Raw genomic sequence first — 23,756 nt, 5'->3', positions numbered from 1 at the left:
TGGAACCATGCGCATTACCTGTCCCTTCTGCGGCGAACGCGAACTTGGCGAATTCACCTATCTCGGCGACGCCAAGCCCGCGCGGCCGGCACCTGGAGCGTCGGAAGACGAGGTCTACGATTACGTCTATCTGCGCGACAATATCGCCGGCGTGATGGACGAGAGTTGGTATCATGGCGGCGGCTGCCGGGCCTGGCTGAAGGTCACCCGCAACACGCTGACACACGAGATTTCGGCGGTTGAACCGGCGCCGGGTGCCGGGGCGAGGCAGGTTGCGAAATGACTTATTCTGTCCAGGTCAGCGCCGCCCCTCACCTGCCTGCCGGCATCCTCTCCCCGTATAGAGACGGGGAGAGGGGCGCCCTAATCAACGGTTTCGCCAATCATCAGCGTTGCAAGAAGGGCGCCGCAGCCGCGGCCAGCCTCCTTCTCCCCGTCACTATACGGGGAGAAGTGCCCGGCAGGGCGATGAGGGGCAGCGCTGGCTTCTCAAAAGACGTCGAATTGATGGAAGGCCTTACATCGTGAGCCAGTCCCATCGCCTTGCATCGGGCGGTCTCGTCGACCGTGCGGCGCCACTGAATTTCAGCTTCGACGGCAAGAGCTTCTCCGGTTTCAAGGGCGACACGCTTGCCTCGGCATTGGTCGCCAACGGCGTCAAGCTGGTCGGCCGTTCGTTCAAATACCATCGCCCGCGCGGCATCCTGACGGCGGGCTCGGAAGAGCCCAACGCGCTGGTCGAGCTGCGCACCGGCGCGCGGCGCGAGGCCAACACCAAGGCCACCACCGCCGAGCTCTATGATGGCCTCGAAGCGGCCAGCCAGAACCGCTGGCCGTCGCTCAACTTCGACGTCATGTCGGTCAACCAGCTGTTCGCGCCGATCTTCGTCGCCGGCTTCTACTACAAGACCTTCATGTGGCCGGCGAAGTTCTGGGAAGCGATCTACGAACCGGCGATCCGCCGCGCCGCCGGCCTCGGCCGTGCCGCCGTGGTTCCCGACCCCGACCACTATGACAAGGCCTGGGCGCATTGCGACGTAGTGATCGCCGGTTCGGGGCCGGCCGGCCTGGCTGCGGCTTTGGCTGCCGGCCGCAGCGGCGCGCGGGTCATCCTGTGCGAAGAGGATTTCGTGCCCGGCGGCCGCCTGCTTGCCGATGGTGGCACGATCGACGGGCTGCCGGCGGCCGAATGGCTGGCGCGAACGCTGGCTGAACTTGGGTCCCTGCCCGACGTGCGCATCATGACGCGCACAACGCTGTTCGGCGTCTATGACGGCGGCACATATGGCGCGATCGAGCGCGTCAACGATCATCTGCCGCAGCCGCCCGAGCATCAGGTGCGGCAGCGTCTGTGGCGTATCGTGGCCAAGCGCTGCGTCGTCGCGGCAGGTGCGCTCGAACGGCCAATCGTCTTTGCCGGCAACGACACGCCCGGCGTGATGATGGCGTCCGCGATGCGGAGCTACATCAACCGCTACGCCGCAGCGCCGGCCAAGCGCATCGCGCTGTTCACCAACAATGAGGATGGCTGGCACACGGTCGAGGTAGCACTCGGCGCCGGATTGCAGGTCGCGGCGGTGATCGACGCCCGTGCGGAGATCTCGCCGGCGCATCGCTCGCTTGCCAGCAAGGGCGGTTTCCCGGTGCTGCACGGCTCCGTCAGCGGCGTCGACGGCGGCAAGACCGGCGTGCGCAAGCTTTCCGTTTCGCTGACCGGCGGCGCACGTGCCGAGGTCGAGGCCGACGGACTGGCCGTGTCCGGTGGCTGGAACCCGACGGTCGGGCTCACCTCCTACCATCGCGGCCGGCCGAAATGGCGCGACGACATCGCCGCCTTCGTGCCGGATGGCGCGCCCCCGGGTATGGTTGCCGCAGGCGCGGCCAACGGCGCCTTTGGCCTAGGCGCTTGCCTGCGCGAAGGCTTCGAGGCCGGTGCGGCGGCTGCACGTGATGCAGGACGCGCCGGCAACGCGGGATCGGCGCCTGTCGCCGACGACGAGGCCTTCTCGCTGACGCCGCTCTGGCATGTCGCCGGCAAGGGCAAGGCCTTTGTCGACCAGCAGCACGATGTCACCGCGTCCGATATCGAGCTGGCGCAGCGTGAGGGGTTTGAATCGGTCGAGCACCTGAAGCGCTACACCACGCTCGGCATGGCGACCGACCAGGGCAAGACCTCCAACGTCGCCGGCCTCGCCATCATGGCGGCGGTCACGGGCAAATCCATTCCCGAGACCGGCACGACCATCTATCGCCCGCCTTACGTGCCCGTCGCCATCGGTGCCTTTGCCGGCCACCATCGCGACGAGAATTTTCATGCGACGCGGCTGACGCCGTTGCATCACTGGGCAGCCGAACAGGGCGCTATCTTTGTCGACACCGGTTTATGGAAACGGGCACAGTGGTACCCCCGCGCGGGCGAGAAGGACTGGCTGGAATCGGTGACCCGCGAGGTCAAGGCTGTGCGCGGCGGCGTCGGCTTCTGCGATGTCTCGACACTCGGCAAGATCGACGTGCATGGCGCGGACGCCGGCGCCTTCCTCGACCGCGTCTACATCAACACCTTCTCCAATCTTGCCGTCGGCAAGGCGCGCTATGGGCTGATGCTGCGCGAGGACGGCATCGTCTATGATGACGGCACCACGTCGCGGCTGGCCGAGGAACACTATTTCCTGACCACCACGACGGCCAAGGCCGGGCTGGTGATGCAGCACCTCGAATTCTGCCGGCAGGTGCTGTTTCCGGAACTCGACGTGCAACTGACCTCGGTCTCCGACCAGTGGGCGCAGTTCTCCATTGCCGGACCCAAGACCCGCGACCTGTTGAAAGAGATCGTCGATCCTTCGGAAGATCTCTCCAACGAAGGTTTCCCCTTCATGGGCGCGCGCGAAGTCGCGTTGCGCGGCGGCGTCAAGGCGCGGCTGTTCCGCATCTCCTTCTCCGGTGAAATGGCGTTCGAGATTTCGGTGCCGGCGCGCTACGGCGAGGCGATGGCGCGCAATCTGATGATTGCGGGCCAGCCGTTCGGCGTGACGCCTTACGGCACCGAGGCGCTCGGCGTCATGCGCATCGAAAAGGGCCATGTCGCCGGGCCGGAACTCAGCGGCACGACAACCGCGGCCGATCTCGGCCTCGGCAAGATGACGTCGACCAAAAAGGACTTCATCGGCCGCGTCATGGCCGGCCGCGAGGCGCTGGTGGCCCCGGACCGGCAGGTGGTGGTCGGCATCAAGCCGACCGACAAGGCCCGGCGCTTGCGTTCCGGCGCCCACATCATTCCGAAAGGCGAGATTCCCGGCCCGGACAATGACCAGGGCTATGTCACCTCGGTCTGCTTCTCGCCGACGCTGGACCAGTGGATCGGGCTGGCGCTCATCGAGCGCGGCCGCGAGCGCATCGGCGAAATCGTGCACGCGCACGATCCGTTGCGCGGCGAGGACTATGATGTCGAGATTTGCAATCCCGTCTTCTACGATCCGGATGGAGGGCGCCAGCGTGGCTGAGTTTTCCTGGGAGACCCGCGGCCCGCTTGATCGCGCGCTCGTTGCCGGCCGCCACGGCGCGCAGGGTGACGCCGGCGTGTCGCTGAGCGAGATCCGCGATTTCGATCTCGTCCAGGTGATGGCGCGGCGCGGCAAGGCGGCCGAGATGGCGACGGCCGCACAGGTGCGGTTCGGCGTCGCGGCGCCGGAGACGCCAAAGGCGGTCGGCAGGGCGGACGCCACGCTGATCTGGTCGGGACCGGATCAGTTCATGGTGCTGTCGAAAGGCCGCAAGCACACGATGGAGTCGCTCGCTCCCGTTTTCGCATCCTGCGCCTCGCTGTCGGACCAGTCGCATGCGCGCGTGCTGATCAGCATCTCCGGCGCGAAGGCGCGCGCGATGTTGGCCAAGCTGTCGTCTATCGATCTGCATTCCGATGTGTTTGGCGTGGGTGCCGCCGCAGCGACCTCGATGGATCATACCAGCGTTATGCTATGGCGAGGTGCGGATCGCGACGGACAGGTGGTGTTCAATCTGCTGGTCTTCGCGACTTTCGCCGAGAGCCTGTGGCACGCCGTTCTGGACTCGGCCGCTGAGTATGGCGTCGACATCGCGCATTCCATGGAGCTTTAGCTGCCAATCAGCAGAACTCGGCGCTGCCCCTCATCTGCCTGCCGGCATCTTCTCCCCGTATAGTGACGGGAGAAGGGGCTGTCCGCAACGGCGGCGCTCCGATCTGTGACGTTGGCGATTGGCGAAATCGACGGCGACAGCGCCCTTCGCCCCGTTTATGGGGAGAAGATGGCGGCAGCCAGATGAGGGGCAGCGCTGACGTTCGAAGACCAGGCGACCGGCAAGGATGCACCAAAACGATAGCACCAGTAACGGCGCCTCCGCTTGCCAAACTCACCGACACTGCTATTCTTGTCGCTAAAATAATTTCACACACAGGCAAAATTGTTTCTCGAACCGCAAGGCTGAGATGAGCCAGTCGCCCTATCCCACAGTCGCAGCCGGACCGCCCAGGCCAAGCCTCATCTTGAGGCCCGGCCAGATCACGCTGCCGCCGGGGATGGAACGGTACACGATCCAGGGCAATGGCGCGGTGCTGATCGAAGTCGAGGCCGGCGATACGATTACGGTGCGCAACGTCGAAGGCGGCCAGGCCTGCGAGTTGCTGGCCTGGGACAAGTCAGGCGTCACCGATCCAGGCATTCTCGGCGAGGAACCCAACAGCAATGCCGCCGGCATCAAGGCGCTGCTCGCCGAGGGCGATGACAGCATCGCATCGCTGCGGCGCGGGCTCGAGCGCCGGCAGGTTCAGCTTGATCAGCCCAAGGCGGTGCGCGTATTCGGCGGCTCGACGCCTGCCGGTACCGAGCAAGCGTTTTCCGTCCAGCGCGATGGCGCGATGCTGATTGCCGCGCCCGGCGGGCCGATGCTGGTCGACGGCCACGACACGGCGACGCCGCTGAGCATCATCGTGCGGCGCAACACGATCCGCCTGAAATCAAGATCCCGGCTTGCCGATCCACTTGCCGATCCGGTGCTCGACCTGCGCGTCCATTCGGCGACGGCGGAATCCTATTTCGTCAAGGCCGGCGACTATCTGCAGATCATCGATGTCGACGGGCGCCAGTGCACCGACTTCCAGTGTTTCTCGGCGCGCAAGCTCGACAAGGGCCTCGACCATCCGCTTGATGTGACGACGACACGCACGCTGATGGGCGCGAGCTATCCGATGCCCGGCCTGCATTCCAAATACTACGACCAGGACATGGAGCCGCTGGTTGAGGTGGTGCAGGACACGTGCGGCCGACACGACGCCTTCGCGCTCGCCTGTGCGGCGAAATATTACGACGACATCGGCTATCCCGGCCACACCAACTGCTCGGAGAATTTCAACCGCGCGCTCTCCGATAAGGGGGTGAACGCCCGCGCCGGCTGGATGGCGATCAACTTCTTCTTCAACACGGCGATCGACGCCCATGGCGTGATGGTGTCGGACGAGCCATGGTCGCGCGCCGGCGACTATGTTCTGCTGCGCGCGCTGACCGACATCGTCTGCGTTTCCTCCGCCTGCCCCGACGACACGACGCCGGCCAATGGCTGGGACCTGACCGACATCCACGTGCGGACCTATTCCGGCCAGCACAAATTCTCGCGAGCGATCGCCAGACGCATGACGCCCGATTCGGAACCGAAAATGACCCGCGAGACAGCCTTTCACCAGAGCTTTGCCAAGCACACACGCGACTTCGTCGAGTACAGGGGCTATTGGCTGGCCAATTCCTTCGCCAAGGAAGGACCTATCGCCGAATACTGGGCCTGCCGGCAGGACGCGGTGATCATGGATTTGTCGCCGCTGCGCAAATTCGAGGTCACCGGCCCGGATGCCGAAGCGCTGCTGCAATACACGCTGACGCGCGACGTCAGGAAACTCGGCGTCGGCCAGGTCGTCTACTCCGCCATGTGCTACGAGCATGGCGGCATGATCGACGACGGCACGCTGCTCAGGCTCGGCAAGGACAATTTCCGCTGGGTCGGCGGCGACGATCTGTCCGGCGAATGGCTGCGCGAGACGGCGACAAAGCTCGGCCTCAACGTGCTGGTGCGCTCGTCCACCGACCAGATGCACAATGTCGCCGTGCAGGGGCCAAAGAGCCGCGACATCCTGAAACAGGTGATCTGGACCTCGCCGCTGCAGCCCTCGATCGAGGAACTCGAATGGTTCCGCTTCGCCGTGGCGCGCATCGATGGCGGCAACGGCATTCCCATCGTCGTCTCGCGCACCGGCTATACCGGCGAACTCGGCTATGAGGTCTGGTGCCATCCGCGCGACGCCGAAAAGGTGTTCGACGCCGTATGGGAAGCCGGCCAGCCGCATGGACTGAAGCCGATGGGTCTGCAGGCGCTCGACATGGTGCGCATCGAGGCCGGACTGATCTTCGCCGGTTATGAATTCTCCGACCAGACCGACCCGTTCGAGGCCGGCATCGGCTTCACCGTGCCGCTGAAGAGCAAGACCGACGACTTCGTCGGCCGCGAGGCGCTGATCCGGCGCAAGGACCATCCGCAGACGAAGCTGGTCGGTCTCGACATCGACAGCAATGTCGCCGTCGGCCATGGCGACTGCGTCCATGTCGGCCGCGCCCAGATCGGCGTCGTCACGTCGGGCATGCGCTCGCCGGTGCTGAACAAGAACATCGCGCTGGCGCGGTTGGACGTCACCCACGCCGCCATCGGCACCGAGGTCGAAATCGGCAAGCTCGACGGCCATGCCAAGCGGCTGCCGGCGCGGGTCGTCGCATTTGCCCACTACGATCCGCAAAAGACCAAACCACGTTCCTGACCTGCCCTTTTGGTTCGCAAAGCGCCGGCCGGCCGCCCCGCCGGGCGCTTTGTCATCCGTGCGCGCAAGCGTGATGTGCACGGTTTCACAAATCGCTTGACGTGAAAGCGCGCCGGATCAATCTTCACTCTTAAGAAAAAAATACGACTGAGTGGAAACACCGCAGCCGGAACGATCATTTGCCGGGGAGCAAGCTTCGCGTAGCCGAGGCATCGCTGGCGGGGAACATCGAAAAAGGGGAACTCATCGACATGAGCACGATAAGCACGGTCCTGGACCAGCCTGCCGAAAGCAAGCTGCTCAGGCATATCGACTGGCGCGGCGCCTTCTGGGTGGCGAGCGGCGTTCCGGCACTGGTCCTGTTCTCGATCGGCGGCATCGCCGGCACGACGGGAAAGCTGGCCTTCCTGATCTGGACGGTGTCCATGATCATGGGCTTCCTGCAGTCCTTCACCTATGCCGAGATCGCCGGCCTGTTTCCGAACAAGTCCGGCGGCGCCTCGATTTACGGCGCCACGGCGTGGCTGCGCTATTCCAAGTTCATCGCGCCGCTCTCGGTGTGGTGCAACTGGTTCGCCTGGTCGCCGGTGCTGTCGCTCGGCTGCTCGATCGCCGCGGCCTATATCCTCAACGCGCTGGCGCCGTTGCCGATCTTCACCGACACCTCGCCCGAGGTGGTGGCCTACATCGCCGCCCATGCCGGAACGGTTCCCGCCGATGCCATCACGGCGGTTACCGCCGCCGCGACACCGGCGATCCGCAACTGGACGCTGTGGAGCCACACGCTGGGTCCGGTGTCGTTCACGCTCAACGCCACCTTCTTCATCGGCGCGGTGCTGATGCTGATCATCTTCTCGATCCAGCATCGCGGCATCCTGGGCACCGCCAATGTGCAGAAATATATCGGCCTTTTGGTCATCATCCCGATGCTGATCGTCGGCGTCGTGCCGATCGTCACCGGCCAGATCGACTGGGCGAACTTCTCGCCGCTGGTGCCGCTGGCGGCCGCCTACGCGCCGGACCCCGGCTCCTGGAACATCGCCGGCTGGACGCTGGTGCTCGGCGGCATGTTTATCGCCGCATGGTCGACCTACGGTTTCGAGACCGCCGTCTGCTACACGTCGGAGTTCAAGAACCCCGGTACCGACACGTTCAAGGCCATCTTCTATTCCGGCCTGCTGTGCATGCTTCTGTTCATCCTGGTGCCCTTCACCTTCCAGGGCGTGCTGGGCCTGAACGGCATGCTGGCAACGCCTATCGTCGACGGGTCAGGCGTGGCCGATGCGCTGGCCGGCATGGTCGGCGGCGGCAAGATCATCCATAGCCTGCTGGTGATGCTGATGATCCTGGCCCTGGTGCTGTGCATCATGACGGCGATGGCCGGCTCCTCGCGCACGCTCTATCAGGGTTCGGTCGATGGCTGGCTGCCGCGCTATCTCAGCCACGTCAACGAGCATGGCGCCCCAACGCGTGCCATGTGGACCGACCTCTGCTTCAACCTGATCGTGCTGGCGATCGCTTCCGCCGACGCGACGAGCTTCTTCTTCATCCTTGCCGTGTCGAACTGCGGCTACATCATCTTCAACTTCCTCAACCTCAATGCCGGCTGGATCCACCGCATCGACAACGGCCATATCGCCAGGCCGTGGCGGGCGCCGTCCTGGCTGCTCGGCATCGGAGCGATCTTCGCCTATGTCAACGCCATCTTCATGGGCGCGGGCGCCAAGGTGTGGAACCCGATGGCGCTGTGGGCCGGCCTGATCACAGCGGCACTGATCATCCCGGTGTTCTGCTTCCGTCACTACATCCAGGACAAGGGCAAGTTCCCCGACCACATGCTGGCCGACCTCGGCATGGCGGGCGCCGACCTTTCGGTCAAGAAGGCGGGCATACTGCCGTATCTGACGCTGATCGCCGGTGTGGCGGTCATGCTCATCGCCAATTGGGTGTTCGTCATCTGATGGCCTGACTGCCGGGCGGTCCAAGCCACTGCATCAAGGAAAACCGCCCGGTCGCAAATCGACCGGCCGGTTTTTTCTCATTCCGCCGCCAACGCCAGTTGCGGCCGCTCGATGCCTTCGATCTCTCCTGGCTCCGGGGCCTGCTCACCGGTTTGCGCCTTCTTCGGCTCGCGGCCGAAGAACAGGGCGTAGCCCGCCGGCAGCACCAGGATGGTGAGCACGGTGGCGACCAGGATGCCGCCCATCATGGCGTAGGCGAGCGGACCCCAGAAGACGGCGCGCGAGATCGGGATCAGCGCCAGCACCGCCGTCATCGCCGTCAGCACGATCGGCCTGAAGCGGCGCACGGCCGAGCCGATGATGGCCTCCGAGCGTTCCATGCCCCTGGCAATGTCCTGGTCGATCTGATCGACCAGGATGATCGAGTTGCGCATGATGATGCCAAGCAGCGCGATGACGCCGAGGATGGCGACGAAGCCGAACGGCGCGCCGCTGATCAACAGGGCAGCAGCAGCACCGATGATGCCGAGCGGGCCAGTCGCCAGCACAAGCATCGCCTTGCCGAAGTTCTGCAGCTGGATCATCAGCAGCACGACGATGATGGCCAGCATGATCGGTGCCTTGGCGGCGATGGAGGCCTGGCTTTCAGCCGAGTCCTCGGCACCGCCTTGGATCTCGATCTTGTAGCCCGGGGCGAGGCCATCGCGCAGGCCCTGCATGTCCTTGTACATCTTGGTGACGACGTCGTTGGACTGCACGCCGTCGGGCAAGGTGGCGCGCACCGAGATGGTCGGCAGGCGGTCGCGGCGCCACTCGATGCCTTGCTCCAGCACAGGCACCACCTTGGCGACCTGCGACAGCGGCACGAAGCCACCGAAATCGGTCGGGATATAGACCGAGTCGACCGAGGACAGCAGGCTGCGGCTGGCATCCGGCTCACGGGCGACGATGGACACTGTCTCCTCGCCGTCGCGGAAGTCGTCGAGCGGCGCGCCGGACATCGCGGCCTGCAGCATCTGGCGGATGCGCTGCGAGGTGACGCCGAGCGCACGGGCACGGTCCTGGTCGATGACCAGCTTCATTGCCGGCACCGGCTCCAGCCAGTCGTCATGCACGGCACCCAGCAGCGGATCCTCGCGGAACTTCGCCTTCACCTGGTCGGCGATGCGGCGCACCTCCTGGCGGTCCGGGCCCATGATGCGCATCTGTACCGGCCAGCCGGTTGGCGGTCCGAGGAACAGGCGGTCGACCTTGGCGCGGATCGACGGGAAATCCTGCGCCAGGATGGCGCGCAGCTTGACGATCAGCCGCTCGCGCGCCGGTTCGTCATTGGCCATGACAAGCATCTGGGCGAAGTTCGGGTTGCGCAGTTGCTGGTCTAGCGGCAGGAAGAAGCGCGGCGCGCCCTCGCCGATATAGGTGGCGATGAACCGCTTGTCCTTGTCGTCCATCATCTTGGCTTCCAGGGTCTTGGCCTGCGCCTCGACCTCCTTGATCGAGGTGCCCTCCGGCAGCCACAGATCGACCAGGATTTCCGGCCGCGACGATTGCGGGAAGAAGTTCTGCGGAATGAACTGGAAGGCCCACAGGCTGGTGCCGAAGGTCACCAGCGTCATCACCAGCACGATGATGCGGTGGCGCACCGCCCAGCCGACGGTCGAGCGAAGCCGGCGATAGAAGCGCGTGTCGAAGGCGTCGTGATGGCTGCCCGCGTGCTTGCGCTGTTTGAGGATCATGTTGCCCAGCCACGGCGTGAAATAGACCGCCACGAACCACGATACGATCAGCGCGATGCCGACGACATAGAACAGGGTACGCACATATTCGCCTGCGGTCGAAGCGGCGAAGCCGACCGGGATGAAGCCGGCGGTGGTGATCAGCGTGCCGGTCAGCATCGGGAATGCGGTCGAGGAATAGGCGAAGCTCGCCGCCTCGATCTTGACCAGCCCCTCCTCCAGCTTTCGCTCCATCATCTCGACGACGATCATGGCGTCGTCGACGAGCAGGCCGAGCGCGATGATCAAGGCACCCAGCGAAATGCGCTGCAGATCGATGCCGAGCTCGTACATGATGGCGAAGGTGGCGGCCAGAACCAGCGGTATGGCAATGGCGATGACCAGGCCCGAACGCCAGCCGATCGACAGGAACGAGACGACAAGCACGATCAGCAGCGCTTCGCCGAGCGCATGCATGAACTCGCTGACAGCATCCTTGACGACTTCGGGCTGGTCGGAAATCTGGTCGACCGAGACGCCATAAGGCAGCGCCTCCTCGAAGCGCTTGTAGGTCGCCTCGACATCCTTGCCGACGTCGGTGACCTTGAAACCCTTGGCCATGACGACGCCAAGCTGCACGCTGTCGTGACCATTGAAGCGATATTTGCGCTGGAAGGGATCTTCGAGCCCGGAGGTCACGGTGGCGATGTCGCCGAGACGGGTGACCTGTCCGCCGGCGCGCAGGCGCAATTCCCTGATGTCGGCGGCCTTGGCGACGTCGCCTTCGACGGAGATGCGCACCGAATTGACGCCGGTGTCGACGGAGCCGGCCGGGTCGACATTGTTCTGGCCCTTCATCGCGTTCTGCAGGTCGGTCAGCGTCAGGCCGCGTTCGGCCAGCGCCTTGGACGAGACGTCGATATAGAGTTTTTCCGGCTGGTCGCCGATGATGACGGCCTTTTCGACGCCAGGTGTCGTCAGAAGCATGTCGCGCGCCTGGATGGCGAACTTCTTCAGCTCCGGATAGGAGAAGCCGTCACCGCTGATCGAATGCAGCGTGATGAAGGTGTCGCCGAACTCGTCGTTGAAATAGGGACCGAGCAGGCCCTGCGGCAGGTCGCCTGAGATGTCTCCGACCTTCTTGCGCACCTGATAGAAGGCGTCCGTCACCTCGGCGGCGTTGGTGTCGCCCTTGATCTGCACGGTGATGATGGCGCTGCCGGCGCGGGTGAAGGAACGCACGAAATCGAGATGCGGCGTCTCCTGCAGCTTGCGCTCGATCTTGTTGACGACCTGGTCCTCCATCTCCTGGATCGAGGAGCCGGGCCAGATCGCTTGCACGACCATGACGCGGAAGGTGAAATCGGGGTCTTCCTTCTGGCCCATTCGCATCAGGCCGAGCCCACCGGCGATGATGATCAGCCCGAACAGGAAGCGCGCGATCGAGGGATGGCCGATCGCCCAGCGCGACAGATTGAAGGGCCGCTTTTCTTCAGTGGAGGTCGTCATCGGTGCTGGTCCACGTTGCTTGGTTGCCGGCGCCTGGTGCTTCGAGGAAGCGCGGCGCGCGGAACGAAATCATCTGCATTCGATACTGGCTTCCGGGCGGCGAGCTTTCCGAGCGCGGAGACACTCATCGCGGTGGGACGCGAGGATCGATGCGGGGGAACATCGGCCTTGACGTCTCGACCTTCGGGCACGCCGCCCGGAAACCTGCGGCCGCGGGAACGCGCGGCCGACCTGTCTGTCGTCAGCGCAGCTGGCTGGCGTCGTCGCCCTCGGCCGAGGCGGACTGCTGCGTCGTGCCTCCGGCGAGCTTCACCTTCAGATTCTCGGTCATGAACTGCGTGCCGGCGGCGACCACGACATCGCCGGGTTTTAGCCCCTCGGCGACACGCACGCCGTCGGCGGCGAACTCGGCGACCTTGACCGGACGGGCATGAACCGTGTCGGCGCCACGATCGACGGTCCAGACGATCGACTGGCTGCCTTGCTCGGCGAGCGCACTGAGCGGGATGGAGACGAGTTGCTTTTCGTTGGCCGCCGACGCCTCGATATTGGCGGTCATGCCGAGCAGCACGCGCGGGTCGTTGGGCAGGCTGACGCGGACGGCAAAGGTGCGCGACTGCGCATCGGCGCTGCCGGCGACCTCGCGGACCTTGCCGTCGAGCGCCAGCGCCGCGTCGGACCAGAAGCCCGCCTTGACGTCCTTGCCCGGCTTGAACTCCGCGATCTCCATTTCCGGAACCGCGATCAGCACTTCCTTTTCGCCATCGACCGCGACGGTGACCACCGGCGTACCCGAGCCGACCACCTGGCCGACATCGGCATTGACCGCCGTGACGATGCCGTCCCTGTCGGCCTTGAGGTCGGTATAGCCGACCTGGTTCCTGGCCTGGGCGAGCGTCGAGCGGGCGGAGTCGCGCGTGGCGACGGCCTGGTCATAGGTCAGCGTCGCCTGTTCGAGCTGCGATTTCGGCGCGAAATTCTTGGCGAAAAGCTGTTCGGCGCGCTTGCGGGCGAGTTCGACCGTCTCGACCTGCCGTTCGGCGGCATCGAGTGCTGCCTGCGCGCTCTTGACCGACAGTTCGTAGTCGGAGGGATCGACGCGGGCGAGCACATCGCCGGGCGCCACGCGCTGGCCAATATCGACGAGACGCTCGGTGATCTTGCCGTTGACGCGGAAACCCAGCGCGCTCTCGGTGCGGGCGCGCACCGATCCGGAATAGGACAGCGTGCGGGTGTCATGCGCCTTTGCGATCTCGACGACCTTGACCGGCCGGATGATGTCCTTCACCTCCGCTTTTTCCTGGGAGCAGCCGGCAAGCCCAAGCGATGCGACGATCAGGCCGGCAACCGGCAGCTTGCGAAGGATGGAACTGGACAAAAACATCTTGGTATTCCCGACTGGAGGCGGACTGTCGACACCGGTTGGCGGCGGCTATTTCAAGGCTCTGATGGCGTAATCGATGAGCTCGTCGGGCATCGCCCGGTTGGTCTTGGCGAGGCACTGCGCCACCATCTGCGGATGGCACAGGATGACGGTGGCGGCGCCGAAACAGCGCGACGCGATCACCGGGTCCTGTTTCCTGAACTCGCCGGCCTCGATGCCATCGCGGATCGTCTCGGCGAAGAGATCGTGAATGCTGTCGACATGCTTGTCGATGACGCCCCAGTCGCGTTCGAGCGCGACGATGACCATCTCGTGGACCTTCTGGTCGTCGAGCATGACCTCCATCGTCATCTTGTACTGCGCATGCACGTAGCGCCGCAGCCGTTCCTCGGCACTGACCGGCAGGTGCATGATCTCGTAGGCCATCTTGTAGCCGGCGCCGAGCATGCGGCCGCAGACGGCCTGGTGGATTTCGACCTTGGAGGCAAAGAAACGATAGATGTTGGCCGGCGACATCCCGAGTTCGCGGGCAATGTCGGCGACATTGGTCTTGCCGTAGCCATAGTGCCGGAACAGGCGCTCGGCGCAATCGAGGATGCGCGTCACATTCTCCTGTCGGGCGGCATCGGCGACAATGTTGGCGGCTTCGGACATGGCGCTTTCGTTTGATGAGTGACGAATTTCAATTTTCGTCAGTCGTAAATCGAACGCCATGAGGAGTCAACGCCAAATCGACGTACACGTATAATTGGTGACAGATGGTGACAGTGACAAGGAGCGCAATGAGCGACGTTGGCGATTGGCCAATGACGCCCGTACCGTCGTCATCCTAGGGCGGAGCAAGGAGCGCAGCGACGCGGCGCAGACCCTAGGGGTGACGAAGTCACGGAGGTCCGCGGCAAATTGTCGAGGCCATGGCAAGGAGGTCGGCAGAATGACGGTGCAGCTACGCCACCTTCGCCATTTCCCGGAGCCTAAACTTCTGGATCTTGCCCGTCGACGTCTTCGGTATCTCGGCAAACACCACCGCCTTCGGCACCTTGAAGCGGGCAAGCAGCGCGCGGCAGTGCTCGAGGATCTCGGCCTCGGTGGCAGCTTTGCCCGGCTTCAGCTCCACGTAGGCGACAGGCACCTCGCCCCACTTTTCATCCGCGCGCGCCACGACGCCGCAGGAGGCGACCGACGGGTGCTTGTAGAGGGCGTCCTCGACCTCGATCGAGGAAATGTTCTCGCCGCCGGAGATGATGATGTCCTTGGAGCGGTCCTTGAGCTGGATGTAGCCGTCCGGGTGCATGACGCCGAGATCGCCGGAGTGGAACCAGCCGCCGGCGAAAGCCTCGTCCGTCGCCTTGCGGTTCTTCAGATAGCCCTTCATGACGATGTTGCCGCGAAACATGACCTCGCCGATGGTCTCGCCGTCGGCTGACGTCTCCGTCATCGTCTCCGGGTCCATCACCGTCAGGCCTTCGAGCGCGGCATAGCGCACGCCCTGCCTCGCCTTCTTGCCCGCCCTCGCCCCCTTGTCGAGCGCGTCCCAGCCAACATGCCATTCGTTGACGACAGCGGGACCATAGGTCTCGGTCAACCCGTAGAGATGGGTGACGGCGAAGCCAGCATCGGCCATGCCCGACAGCACCGCCTCTGGCGGCGGCGCGGCCGCCGTGTTGAAGGTGACCGTCTGCGCAAACGCGCGCTTGTCTTCTTCCCTGGCATTGATCAGCACCGACATGACGACCGGCGCCCCGCAGAGATGGGTGACGCCATGGTCGGCGATGGCATCATAGATCGGCTTCGGCCGCACCCAGCGCAGGCAGACATGCGTGCCGGCCTGGACGGCGAGCGTCCAGGGAAAACACCAGCCATTGCAGTGGAACATCGGCAAGGTCCAGAGATAGACCGCATGCTTGGCCATGCCGGCATGGATGGTGTTGGTGTAGGCCATCAGCGCAGCACCACGATGGTGATAGACGACGCCCTTGGGATTGCCCGTCGTGCCCGAAGTGTAGTTGAGCGAGATGGCGTCCCACTCATCGTCCGGCATCGACCATGCGAAATCCTCGTCGCCCCCGGCGACAAACGCCTCATAGTCCACCTTGCCGATCCGCTCGCCTTTGCGATAAGGCGTGTCGGCGGCGTATTCGGGATCGTCGTAGTCGATGACCAGCGGCTTGACCTTGGCCAGACCGAGTGCTTCTCGCACGACATCGGAAAACTCGCGGTCGACGATCAGCACCTTGGTCTCGGCGTGGTCGAGTTGGAAGGCGATGACAGCGGCATCGAGGCGCGTGTTGAGCGAATGCAGCACCGCCTTGGTCATCGGCACGCCAAAATGCGCCTCCAACATCGGCGGCGTGTTGGACAGCATGACCGTTACCGTATCGCCCTTGCCGATGCCGTGTTTTCCAAGCGCCGAAGCCAGCTTCAGCGAGCGGCGCCAGAAATCGCGGTAGCTGATGCGCTGACTGCCATGGATGATGGCGATATGGTCGGGATAGGTTTTCGCCGCGCGCTCCAGATAGGTGAGCGGCGTCAGCGGCTGGTGGTTGGCGGCGTTCCTGTCGAGATCCTGTTCGTAGGGATTGGCCATCCCGTCCTCCCCAAAGTCTTTTCGAGCTTTCTAACCCTAGGTTCGTCGTCACGCTATCCCCCCCTGAATGGCTGAAAATGCTATGCTGTGCCGACTTGCTGGAATGGTGATCTCGATTTAGCCGCGCCGGCGGGAGATCGCTTCCTGCTCATGCGAATTTGACTTTTGTCGAGAGCCGTGACTATTGTCAGCCGAGGAGGCGGCATGGCGATCCGACCGGCAGAACAGCTCATTCACAAGGCGGCCTGGCTTTACTATGCCCATGGGCTTCGCCAGGACGAAGTGGCCAATCAGCTCAATATTTCGCGCGCCTCGGTCGCCATGTATCTGCGCAAGGCGCGCGAGACAGGCATCGTCAACATCTCCACCTCGACGCAGCTCTTCACCGACGACGTCATGGCGCGCAGGCTGGAAGACGCCCTGAAGCTCGACGCCGTCTGGATCGCGCCTGAAAACGCCTATCTCGCCGACCAGTCGACCGATATCGCGGTGCTGGCGGCAAGCGTTTTCCTGGAACTCGTTGGGAAAGGCGACCGCATCGGCGTCGCCTGGGGCCGCACCGTTTACACCATCGCCGACATCATGTCCTATGCCGACCTGCAGGACGTCACCGTGGTTCAGCTCTGCGGCAATCTCGGCGCGCCGTATTCCTACCGGCCCGATCAATGCACGATGGAAATCGCGCGACGGCTCAATGCCAAGGGCCTCAACTTCTACGCGCCCCTGGTGCTGTCGACCGAGGAACTGGCGCAAGGCCTGCGCGCCGAGCCGGTCATCCGCGACCAGCTTGCCGGGATCAGCGACTGCGACCTTGCGCTCTACTCCATCGGCGCCGTCGATGCCGACAGCCATCTGGTGAAGTGCGGTGCGCTGACGGCGGCCGAGATGGCGGCATTGCGCAAGGAGGGTGCCGCCGGCGTGATCGCCGGGCAGATCATCGATGCCAGTGGCGAGTTGCTCGACTGCAGCTACAACCGGCGGGTCATCTCGGCGGGGCTTGCTTCACTGCGCGTCATCGGGAAGCGGCTGATGGTCGTGCAGGAAGACAGCAAGTTCGAGCCGCTGCTCGCGGCGATCACCGGCGGCCTCTGCACGCATCTGGTGGTCGGCGCGCATATGGCGCAGCGGCTGCTCGATCATGCCGGAGCGTCAGCAGAAAAGGCATCCTGAAAAACCCTTTGCCGACGCATTGTCATCAAGGCGTCGCGGCATTCCTGTTTCACCACCTAAACACAGCAACTGGACGAAGCGAACATGAAGAATCTGTGGAACGACGACGCGGCCGAAAAACTCGTTGCCGACTATGCGAAGAAAGGTATCGGCCGCGACCTCGCCTTGCGCGTCTACACGACACGGCTTCTCGGTGGCGTGCCGCAACTGGTCCTGCATGGCGGCGGCAACACCTCCTGCAAGATCAAGGCGACCGACCTTGTCGGCGACGAGTGGGACGTGCTGTGCGTCAAGGGCAGCGGCTGGGACATGGCCATCATCGAGCCGCAGGGCCTGCCGGCGGTCAAGATGGGCGCCCTGCTCAAGGCGCGCAAGCTGGACAGGCTTTCCGACGAGGACATGGTTGCCCTGCAGCGGGCAAACCTGATCGACCCCGCCTCGCCCAACCCTTCGGTCGAGACGCTGCTGCATGCCTTCCTGCCGCACAAATTCGTCGACCACACCCACTCGACCGCTATCCTGGCCATTGTCGACCAGGAAGACAGCAAGCCGCTGGTGGCAAAGGTGTTCGGGACGAAGATGGGCTATGTGCCCTACATCATGCCGGGCTTCGATCTCGCCAAGGCGGCGGCCGATGTGTTCGACACCGACCCAACGGTAGAAGGCCTGATCCTCGACAAGCACGGCATCTTCACCTTCGGCGACGATGCCAAGCAGGCCTATGACCGGATGATCCACTACGTGAACGTGGCGGAAGACTATGTGGCCAAGCACGCCAAGCCGCGGCCGGCCAAGGCAGCATTGCCGGCAAGGCTGGCGACGCCGGCTTCCATCGCGCCCATGCTGCGCGGCGCTGTCGCGGCACCACGCGGCGAAGGCCGCTTCGACCGCATGATCAGCGATTTCCGGACCTCGGACGCGATCGTCGATTTCATCAATTCGGCTGACATCGCCGACTATGCCGGGCGTGGCGTGTCGACGCCGGACCTGTCGATCCGCATCAAGACCGGACCGATGGCCGTGCCGGCGCCCGATGCCGACAAGGCCGGCGACTACAAGGCCGTCATCAAGAGCCATGTCGACGCCTTCGCCAGCGATTACCGCGCCTATTTCGAGACCAATGACGCGCGCGACGACGTCAAGCGCATCATGCTCGATCCGATGCCGCGGCTGACGCTGGTTCCGGGGCTCGGCATGTTCGGCCATGGCCGCACGCTGAAGGATGCCAGGATCGCATCCGATGTCGGCGAGATGTGGATCGAGGCGGTGCGCGGCGCCGAGGCTGTCGGCCGTTTCCATCCGCTCTCCAAGGCCGACCTGTTCCCGCTCGAATACTGGTCGCTGGAACAGGCCAAGCTCGCCTCCAACAAGCCGAAGCCGCTGACCGGCCAGGTCGTGCTGATCACCGGCGGCGCCGGCGCGATTGGTGCGGCGACCGCGAAACTGTTCGCCGACAATGGCGCGCATGCGGTGGTCGTCGATCTCGACGCCGAAAAGGCCGCCGATGCCGCCAAGAAAGCCGGCAACAATTCAATCGGTGTCGGCGCCGACATCACCGACCCAGCCCAGGTTCGTGCTGCCTTCGACAGCGCGGTCGTCGTGTTCGGCGGCGTCGACATATTGGTGTCCAATGCGGGCGCGGCCTGGGAAGGCCGCATCGGCGAACTTGACGATGCGCTGCTGCGCAAGAGCTTCGAGCTCAATTTCTTCGCCCACCAGTCGGCGGCGCAGAACGCGGTGCGCATCATGCTGGAACAGGGAACGGGCGGCGCGCTCCTGTTCAACACCTCCAAGCAGGCGATCAATCCAGGCCCGAAATTCGGTGCCTATGGCATACCGAAAGCGGCGACGCTGTTCCTGTCGAGGCAATACGCGCTCGACTACGGCGCCCATGGCATCCGCTCCAACGCCGTCAACGCCGACCGCATTCGCTCCGGCCTCTTGACCGACGCCATGATCGCGAGCCGTTCCGGCGCGCGCGGCGTATCTGAGAAGGAATACATGTCCGGCAATCTGCTCGGCCAGGAAGTGACGGCGCAGGACGTGGCTCAGGCCTTCCTGCATCACGCGCTGGCCGATCGGACGACCGCCGACGTGACGACGGTCGACGGCGGCAACATCGCCGCGGCGCTGCGTTAGGCAAAACGTTGCCGCTCACTACCTCCTGCACGTGGCAGGGGGTAGTGAGGCCCTAACAAAGATTGTTAGCTTTTGTGGGGCGTGATATAAGGCTGGGATGAAAACCGAACCGATGCGCACCTTGACCATATCGCTCACGCCTCAGCAGGCCGCCCGCCTGCAGAGGGCCGTTGACGCTGGCGGATACGCCTCCAACAGCGAGGTTGTTCGCGAAGCCTTGCGCCTGTGGGAGCAGCGCGAAGAGCTGCGTGTCCTTGAACTCGATCAGTTGAAACGTGCCTATGCCGACGGCATGGCCAGCGGCAAGCCGGTGGATGTCGAACCGGCTGAATTCTTGCGCAGCCTGAAGGCAGAACGCCGCGCCCGTGGCTAGATACCGGCTCACTCCGCGCGCTTCGCAGGATTTGCGGGACATCTGGAACACAATTGCAATCGACAATGAAAAGGCAGCGGACAAGCTGCTGATACGCATCTTCGACAAACTAGAACTGGCGGCAGAGCATCCCAGGATGGGAACCGCCCGGCCCGAGTTGAGCGTGACCGCCCGCGTGCTCATCGAGGGCCGCTATATCGTCATCTATGAACCGCAGACAGATGGCATCCTGGCCGTGGCGATTGTCCACGGGATGCGCGATCCGGAACACTGGCTGTAACCGGAAAGGCTGCGCGTCAAGCAAAAAGGGCGGCTCGTGGCCGCCCTTTTGCTTTCCTATTGGAGCCGCGCTTACTTCGCGTTCGGGTTCGGCATCCAGGCCGGCATGGCGACATCGGCATGGGCGAACTGCGGCAGTTTGGCCGACAGGTCTTCCATGTTCTTGATGTCCTTGTCGATCAGCTCTTTCTGCGTGATCAGCGTCGGCGGCACGATGACGTTGTGGCCGGGATCTTCACCGGCGAGCAGTTGCGCCAGAGCGCGCACCGAGACCTGGCCGACGACGGCCGGGTTGGTTGCGGCGGTCGCCGCCCAGGCGCTGTCGGGCTCGCGCATCGCTGATATGTCGGACGTCGAAATGTCGGCCGAATAGATCTTGATCTTCTTGTTCAGGCCGGCTTCGTCGACCGCGATCTTCACGCCCTTGGCGAATTCGTCATAGGGCGCGAACATCACGTTGATGTCGGGGTGCGCCGACAGCACAGAGCGCGCTTGGTTGGCGACCGAATTGGCGATCGGATTGTCCAGCGTGCCGAACATCGCGGCTTCCTTGATGCCGGGATATTTCTTCTTCACGTCGACCCAGGTCTCGTTGCGGCGGTCGAGCGGCGCGATGCCGGCGACATAGACATAGCCGGCGTTCCAGCTTTCGCCATTGTCCTTCACCGCCTGCTCGAGGGCGAGCCGCGCCAGATCCTTGTCCGACTGTTCGATCTGCGGAATTTTCGGGTTTTCGACGTTGACGTCGAAAGCCACCACCTTGATGCCGGCGTCGACGGCGCGCTGGGCGGCATCCTTCATCGATTCCGTCAGGCCGTGCTGAATGATGATGCCCTGCACGCCAAGCGCGATGGCCTGGTCGACCATGTCGGACTGGAGGGCGGCGTCCTGGCGGCTATCGAGCACGCGCAGGTCGATGCCGAGCGCCTTTGACTGCGCCTCGACGCCCGACAGATAGGCCTGGAAGAAGTCGCCGGTCGAGAGATAACGCACCAGCGCGATCTTGACGCCGGGCTTGTCGAACGGCGCCGGCTTGTCGGCGGCCAACGCCGGGACCTGCATCAGCATGGTTGCGCCGGCCAGCCCGAGCGCCACTTTCCCCAGAAGTCGTCGTGTGATGTTCACCTTGTTTTCCTCCACTTTTGTTGAGCCCAAAATCAATCCGGCCGAATGCTAGCCCCTGCCCCTGCCCGAAAGGGCAAAGGTGAAGACAAGGGCGACGACCAGAACCACGCCCTTGACGAAATCCTGCGTGTAGTAGGGCGCGTTCATCATCGTCAGGCCCTGCAGCAAGATGCCGACGAACAGCGCGCCGACGGCGGTACCGAAGGCGTTCGGCTTGGCGGCGCCAAGCACCGCGTAGCCGATCAGCGCCGCGGCGACCGCATCGAGCAGCAGATTATTACCCGAGGCGATGTCGCCGCGTCCAAGCCGGGCAGCGAGCAAAATGCCGCCGATCGAGGCAAAAACGCCTGAAATAACGTACGCCCAGATCTTGTATGCCTTGACAGGCGCGCCGGCGAGTTCGGCGGCGCGCTCATTGGAGCCGACGGCATACATCATGCGCCCGAAGCGCGTGTATTCGAGGAAGAACCAGATCAGCAGCGCCAGCACCAGAAGCACGACCACCGACACCGGAATGAGGTTCGGGATGAAGAAGTCGAAGCGGTGGCGACCAAGCGCCAGGAAGGCGTCGGAGAACTTGCCGTTGGCGACCGAACCATCGGGCATGGTCATGCCGGTGGCGATCGAGCGGCCTTCTGTCGGGATACGCTGCAGGCCGACCAGCAGGAACATCATGCCGAGCGTCGCCAGAAGATCGGGCACGCGCATGTAGACGATCAGCCAGCCATTGATCAGGCCGACAAGAGCGCCGATCAAGAGACAGGCGATGACCGCGACGAGAGCGTTCTGCTCCAGCACCACCATGACATAGGCCGCCGCCATCATGGCCGAGGTCGCGACCGAGCCGATCGACAGGTCGAAGCCGCCGACCACCAGCGTGGCGGTGACGCCGAGCGCCAGCACGCCGGTGATGGCGACCGACTGGAAGATGAAGACAGCACTTTGCGGCGAGACGAACCCGTCGGCGGCGATCGCGAAATAGGCGACCAATCCGAACAGCAGCACGATGAACCCATAGCGGATGGCATAGTCGCGCAGCGTCATTCAGCGCACCCCAGCGCCGCTGCCGTTTTTACCCAACTCGAAGCCATTGTCTCTCCATTCCAATTCCGTTCACCGCCACGCTCAGGCAGCGTTGTGCAGCGGTCCGCCGGCGACCTCGGCCAACAGGCGGTCGAGGTCGACATCGGCATTGCGGTGCTCGCCGACGATCGTGTGCTCCGACATCACCAGGATGCGGTCGGCCGTCTCCAGCGCCTCGTCGAGTTCGGTGAGGAACAAAAGCGTGGCGCGGCCATTGGCGCTTGCCCTCAGCTTGGCTGCGATGTCGCGCCTTGCCGAAATGTCGACGCCCTGGAACGGCTCGTCTAGGATGAACAGCGCGGCATTCTGGGCCATCCAGCGGGCGACCATCACCTTCTGCTGGTTGCCGCCTGATAGCGCCGACATCTCGTCCTTCTCGGAACGGCAGACGATGCCGAGTTGCTCGATCTGCCGGCGCGCGGTGGCGCGCTCGAGACGGCGTTTGAGCACGCTGAAATTCGACATACGCTTCAGGAACGGCAGGCTGACATTGCGCTCGATGTTGAAGCCACCGATGATGCCGCTGGTGGCGCGATCCTTGGCGACGAGGAACACGCCGGCGGCGATCGCGTCGCCCGCCGAGCGCGGCGCGTAGGGCTTGCCGTTCATCGTCATGGCGCCATCGAGCGGTCGGCGCACACCGAACAGCGTTTCGGCAAGAGCGGTCTTGCCGACACCGACTAGACCGGTGATGGCGACGACTTCACCATCACCGAGCGTCAGCGAAATCGGCTTGGCGCCGTGGGCGATGCGCAGCCCTTCGACGTTCAGGACCGCCCTGGCCGAACTCCTGGCGACGATCTGGTCGAGATGGATCTTGCGGCCAAGCATGGCGTTGACCGCGCCTTCATAGTCGAGCGGCTTGGTGTCGAAGGCGCCCGAGACGACACCATCGCGCATAGAGACGATGCGGTCGGCGAGCCGCCTGATGTCCGACATGCGGTGCGAGATGTAGAGGATCGCCACACCCTGCTCGCGAAGGCGGTCGACCAGCGCGAACAGCCGGTCAGCCTCGGCACTGGAGAGCGAGGAGGTCGGCTCGTCGAGGATCAGCACCTTTGGCTGATGGGCGAGCGCACGCGCAATCGCCACCATCTGGCGGTCGGCCAGCGACAGATCGCTGACGCGCGCCTTGAGATCGATGGCCAGTCCCATGCGGTCGGCGACCGCCTTGGCCTCGCGGCGCACGCGGGCAGGATTGAACAGGGTTGGCGCGCCACGGCCGCTCAGCCTGTCCAGAGTGAGATTGGTGGCGACATCAAGGTCGGCGACAACACCGTCATTGATGTTCTGGTGCACGGTGACGACGCCTGCGCGGATCGCTTCCGCCGGCGTGTTCGGCGCGAACTCCGCACCCGCCAGGGTCATGGTGCCGCCGCCACGCTCGTAGACGCCGCTGACGATCTTGACCAAGGTGGATTTGCCGGCGCCGTTGGCGCCCATCAGCACGGTCACTTCACCGGCATGGAGGTCCAGCGCGATGCCGCCAAGCACCTCGTTGCGGCCAAAGGATTTCCTCAGTCCCTCTACGCGGAACACGGCATTGCCGACCATGCGTTCCTCCCTGACGCCGACGCTATGGTCAATATCGGCAATTGT

Annotated in this window: 16 protein-coding genes; 9 read left to right on the top strand and 7 right to left on the bottom strand. The window is 64.2% G+C overall.

Annotation, left to right across the window (positions count from 1 at the left end):
* The first annotated feature begins 7 nt into the window (after positions 1 to 7).
* The 5 genes from FJ948_RS15010 (at position 8) to FJ948_RS14985 (ending at position 8,793) form a co-directional block, all read left to right on the top strand.
* Positions 8 to 283, top strand: a complete 276-nt coding sequence (locus FJ948_RS15010; protein WP_140705649.1) for a sarcosine oxidase subunit delta — start codon at positions 8 to 10, stop codon at positions 281 to 283.
* A gap of 238 nt (positions 284 to 521) precedes the next feature.
* Positions 522 to 3,500 (top strand): sarcosine oxidase subunit alpha, encoded by a 2,979-nt coding sequence (locus tag FJ948_RS15000; protein WP_140705917.1) that lies wholly within the window; start codon positions 522 to 524, stop codon positions 3,498 to 3,500.
* Positions 3,493 to 4,113, top strand: coding sequence for a sarcosine oxidase subunit gamma family protein (locus tag FJ948_RS14995; RefSeq protein ID WP_140705646.1), 621 nt, complete (start codon positions 3,493 to 3,495; stop codon positions 4,111 to 4,113). The genes FJ948_RS15000 and FJ948_RS14995 overlap by 8 nt, the downstream gene beginning before the upstream one ends.
* A gap of 349 nt (positions 4,114 to 4,462) precedes the next feature.
* Complete coding sequence (locus FJ948_RS14990) at positions 4,463 to 6,832, top strand: aminomethyltransferase family protein (protein WP_140705644.1); 2,370 nt, start codon at positions 4,463 to 4,465, stop codon at positions 6,830 to 6,832.
* Between the two features lie 251 nt (positions 6,833 to 7,083).
* Complete coding sequence (locus tag FJ948_RS14985; protein WP_140705642.1) at positions 7,084 to 8,793, top strand: APC family permease; 1,710 nt, start codon at positions 7,084 to 7,086, stop codon at positions 8,791 to 8,793.
* A gap of 77 nt (positions 8,794 to 8,870) precedes the next feature.
* Here the strand turns inward: FJ948_RS14985 and FJ948_RS14980 are convergent, their stop codons facing one another.
* The 4 genes from FJ948_RS14980 to FJ948_RS14965 all read right to left on the bottom strand — a co-directional run bounded on the left by FJ948_RS14980 (position 8,871) and on the right by FJ948_RS14965 (position 15,988).
* Positions 8,871 to 12,017, bottom strand: coding sequence for an efflux RND transporter permease subunit (locus tag FJ948_RS14980; RefSeq protein ID WP_140705640.1), 3,147 nt, complete (start codon positions 12,015 to 12,017; stop codon positions 8,871 to 8,873).
* A 241-nt stretch (positions 12,018 to 12,258) separates the two neighbouring features.
* Positions 12,259 to 13,401: an efflux RND transporter periplasmic adaptor subunit gene (locus tag FJ948_RS14975; RefSeq protein ID WP_140705638.1), complete on the bottom strand. Its 1,143-nt coding sequence runs from the start codon at positions 13,399 to 13,401 to the stop codon at positions 12,259 to 12,261.
* A gap of 48 nt (positions 13,402 to 13,449) precedes the next feature.
* On the bottom strand, positions 13,450 to 14,055 hold the full coding sequence (locus FJ948_RS14970; protein WP_140705636.1) for a TetR family transcriptional regulator: 606 nt from the start codon (positions 14,053 to 14,055) through the stop codon (positions 13,450 to 13,452).
* 292 nt (positions 14,056 to 14,347) lie between these two features.
* Positions 14,348 to 15,988: an acyl-CoA synthetase gene (locus FJ948_RS14965; RefSeq protein ID WP_140705634.1), complete on the bottom strand. Its 1,641-nt coding sequence runs from the start codon at positions 15,986 to 15,988 to the stop codon at positions 14,348 to 14,350.
* A 204-nt stretch (positions 15,989 to 16,192) separates the two neighbouring features.
* On the opposite strand from FJ948_RS14965, the gene FJ948_RS14960 reads away from it, so the two are divergent.
* The 4 genes from FJ948_RS14960 to FJ948_RS14945 all read left to right on the top strand — a co-directional run bounded on the left by FJ948_RS14960 (position 16,193) and on the right by FJ948_RS14945 (position 19,950).
* Entirely contained in the window at positions 16,193 to 17,158 is a 966-nt protein-coding gene (locus tag FJ948_RS14960) for a sugar-binding transcriptional regulator (protein ID WP_140705633.1), read from the top strand.
* Between the two features lie 84 nt (positions 17,159 to 17,242).
* Complete coding sequence (locus tag FJ948_RS14955; RefSeq protein ID WP_140705631.1) at positions 17,243 to 19,297, top strand: bifunctional aldolase/short-chain dehydrogenase; 2,055 nt, start codon at positions 17,243 to 17,245, stop codon at positions 19,295 to 19,297.
* A 97-nt stretch (positions 19,298 to 19,394) separates the two neighbouring features.
* Positions 19,395 to 19,670 (top strand): type II toxin-antitoxin system ParD family antitoxin, encoded by a 276-nt coding sequence (locus FJ948_RS14950; protein WP_140705629.1) that lies wholly within the window; start codon positions 19,395 to 19,397, stop codon positions 19,668 to 19,670.
* Complete coding sequence (locus FJ948_RS14945; protein ID WP_140705627.1) at positions 19,663 to 19,950, top strand: type II toxin-antitoxin system RelE/ParE family toxin; 288 nt, start codon at positions 19,663 to 19,665, stop codon at positions 19,948 to 19,950. The genes FJ948_RS14950 and FJ948_RS14945 overlap by 8 nt, the downstream gene beginning before the upstream one ends.
* Positions 19,951 to 20,021: 71 nt before the next feature.
* On the opposite strand, the gene FJ948_RS14940 is transcribed toward FJ948_RS14945, so the two are convergent.
* The 3 genes from FJ948_RS14940 to FJ948_RS14930 all read right to left on the bottom strand — a co-directional run bounded on the left by FJ948_RS14940 (position 20,022) and on the right by FJ948_RS14930 (position 23,711).
* Complete coding sequence (locus FJ948_RS14940; protein ID WP_140705625.1) at positions 20,022 to 21,074, bottom strand: substrate-binding domain-containing protein; 1,053 nt, start codon at positions 21,072 to 21,074, stop codon at positions 20,022 to 20,024.
* A 48-nt stretch (positions 21,075 to 21,122) separates the two neighbouring features.
* Positions 21,123 to 22,118 carry an ABC transporter permease gene (locus FJ948_RS14935; RefSeq protein ID WP_140705623.1) on the bottom strand — a complete coding sequence of 332 codons (996 nt, stop codon included), beginning with the start codon at positions 22,116 to 22,118 and terminating at the stop codon, positions 21,123 to 21,125.
* An 81-nt stretch (positions 22,119 to 22,199) separates the two neighbouring features.
* Positions 22,200 to 23,711: a sugar ABC transporter ATP-binding protein gene (locus tag FJ948_RS14930; RefSeq protein WP_140705621.1), complete on the bottom strand. Its 1,512-nt coding sequence runs from the start codon at positions 23,709 to 23,711 to the stop codon at positions 22,200 to 22,202.
* Positions 23,712 to 23,756 lie beyond the last annotated feature (45 nt).

It is taken from the genome of Mesorhizobium sp. B2-3-12 (genome assembly GCF_006442205.1).
Lineage (GTDB): Bacteria > Pseudomonadota > Alphaproteobacteria > Rhizobiales > Rhizobiaceae > Mesorhizobium.
Note: the sequence above shows the minus strand (reverse complement) of the source record. Positions and strands in the feature narration are given on the sequence as shown.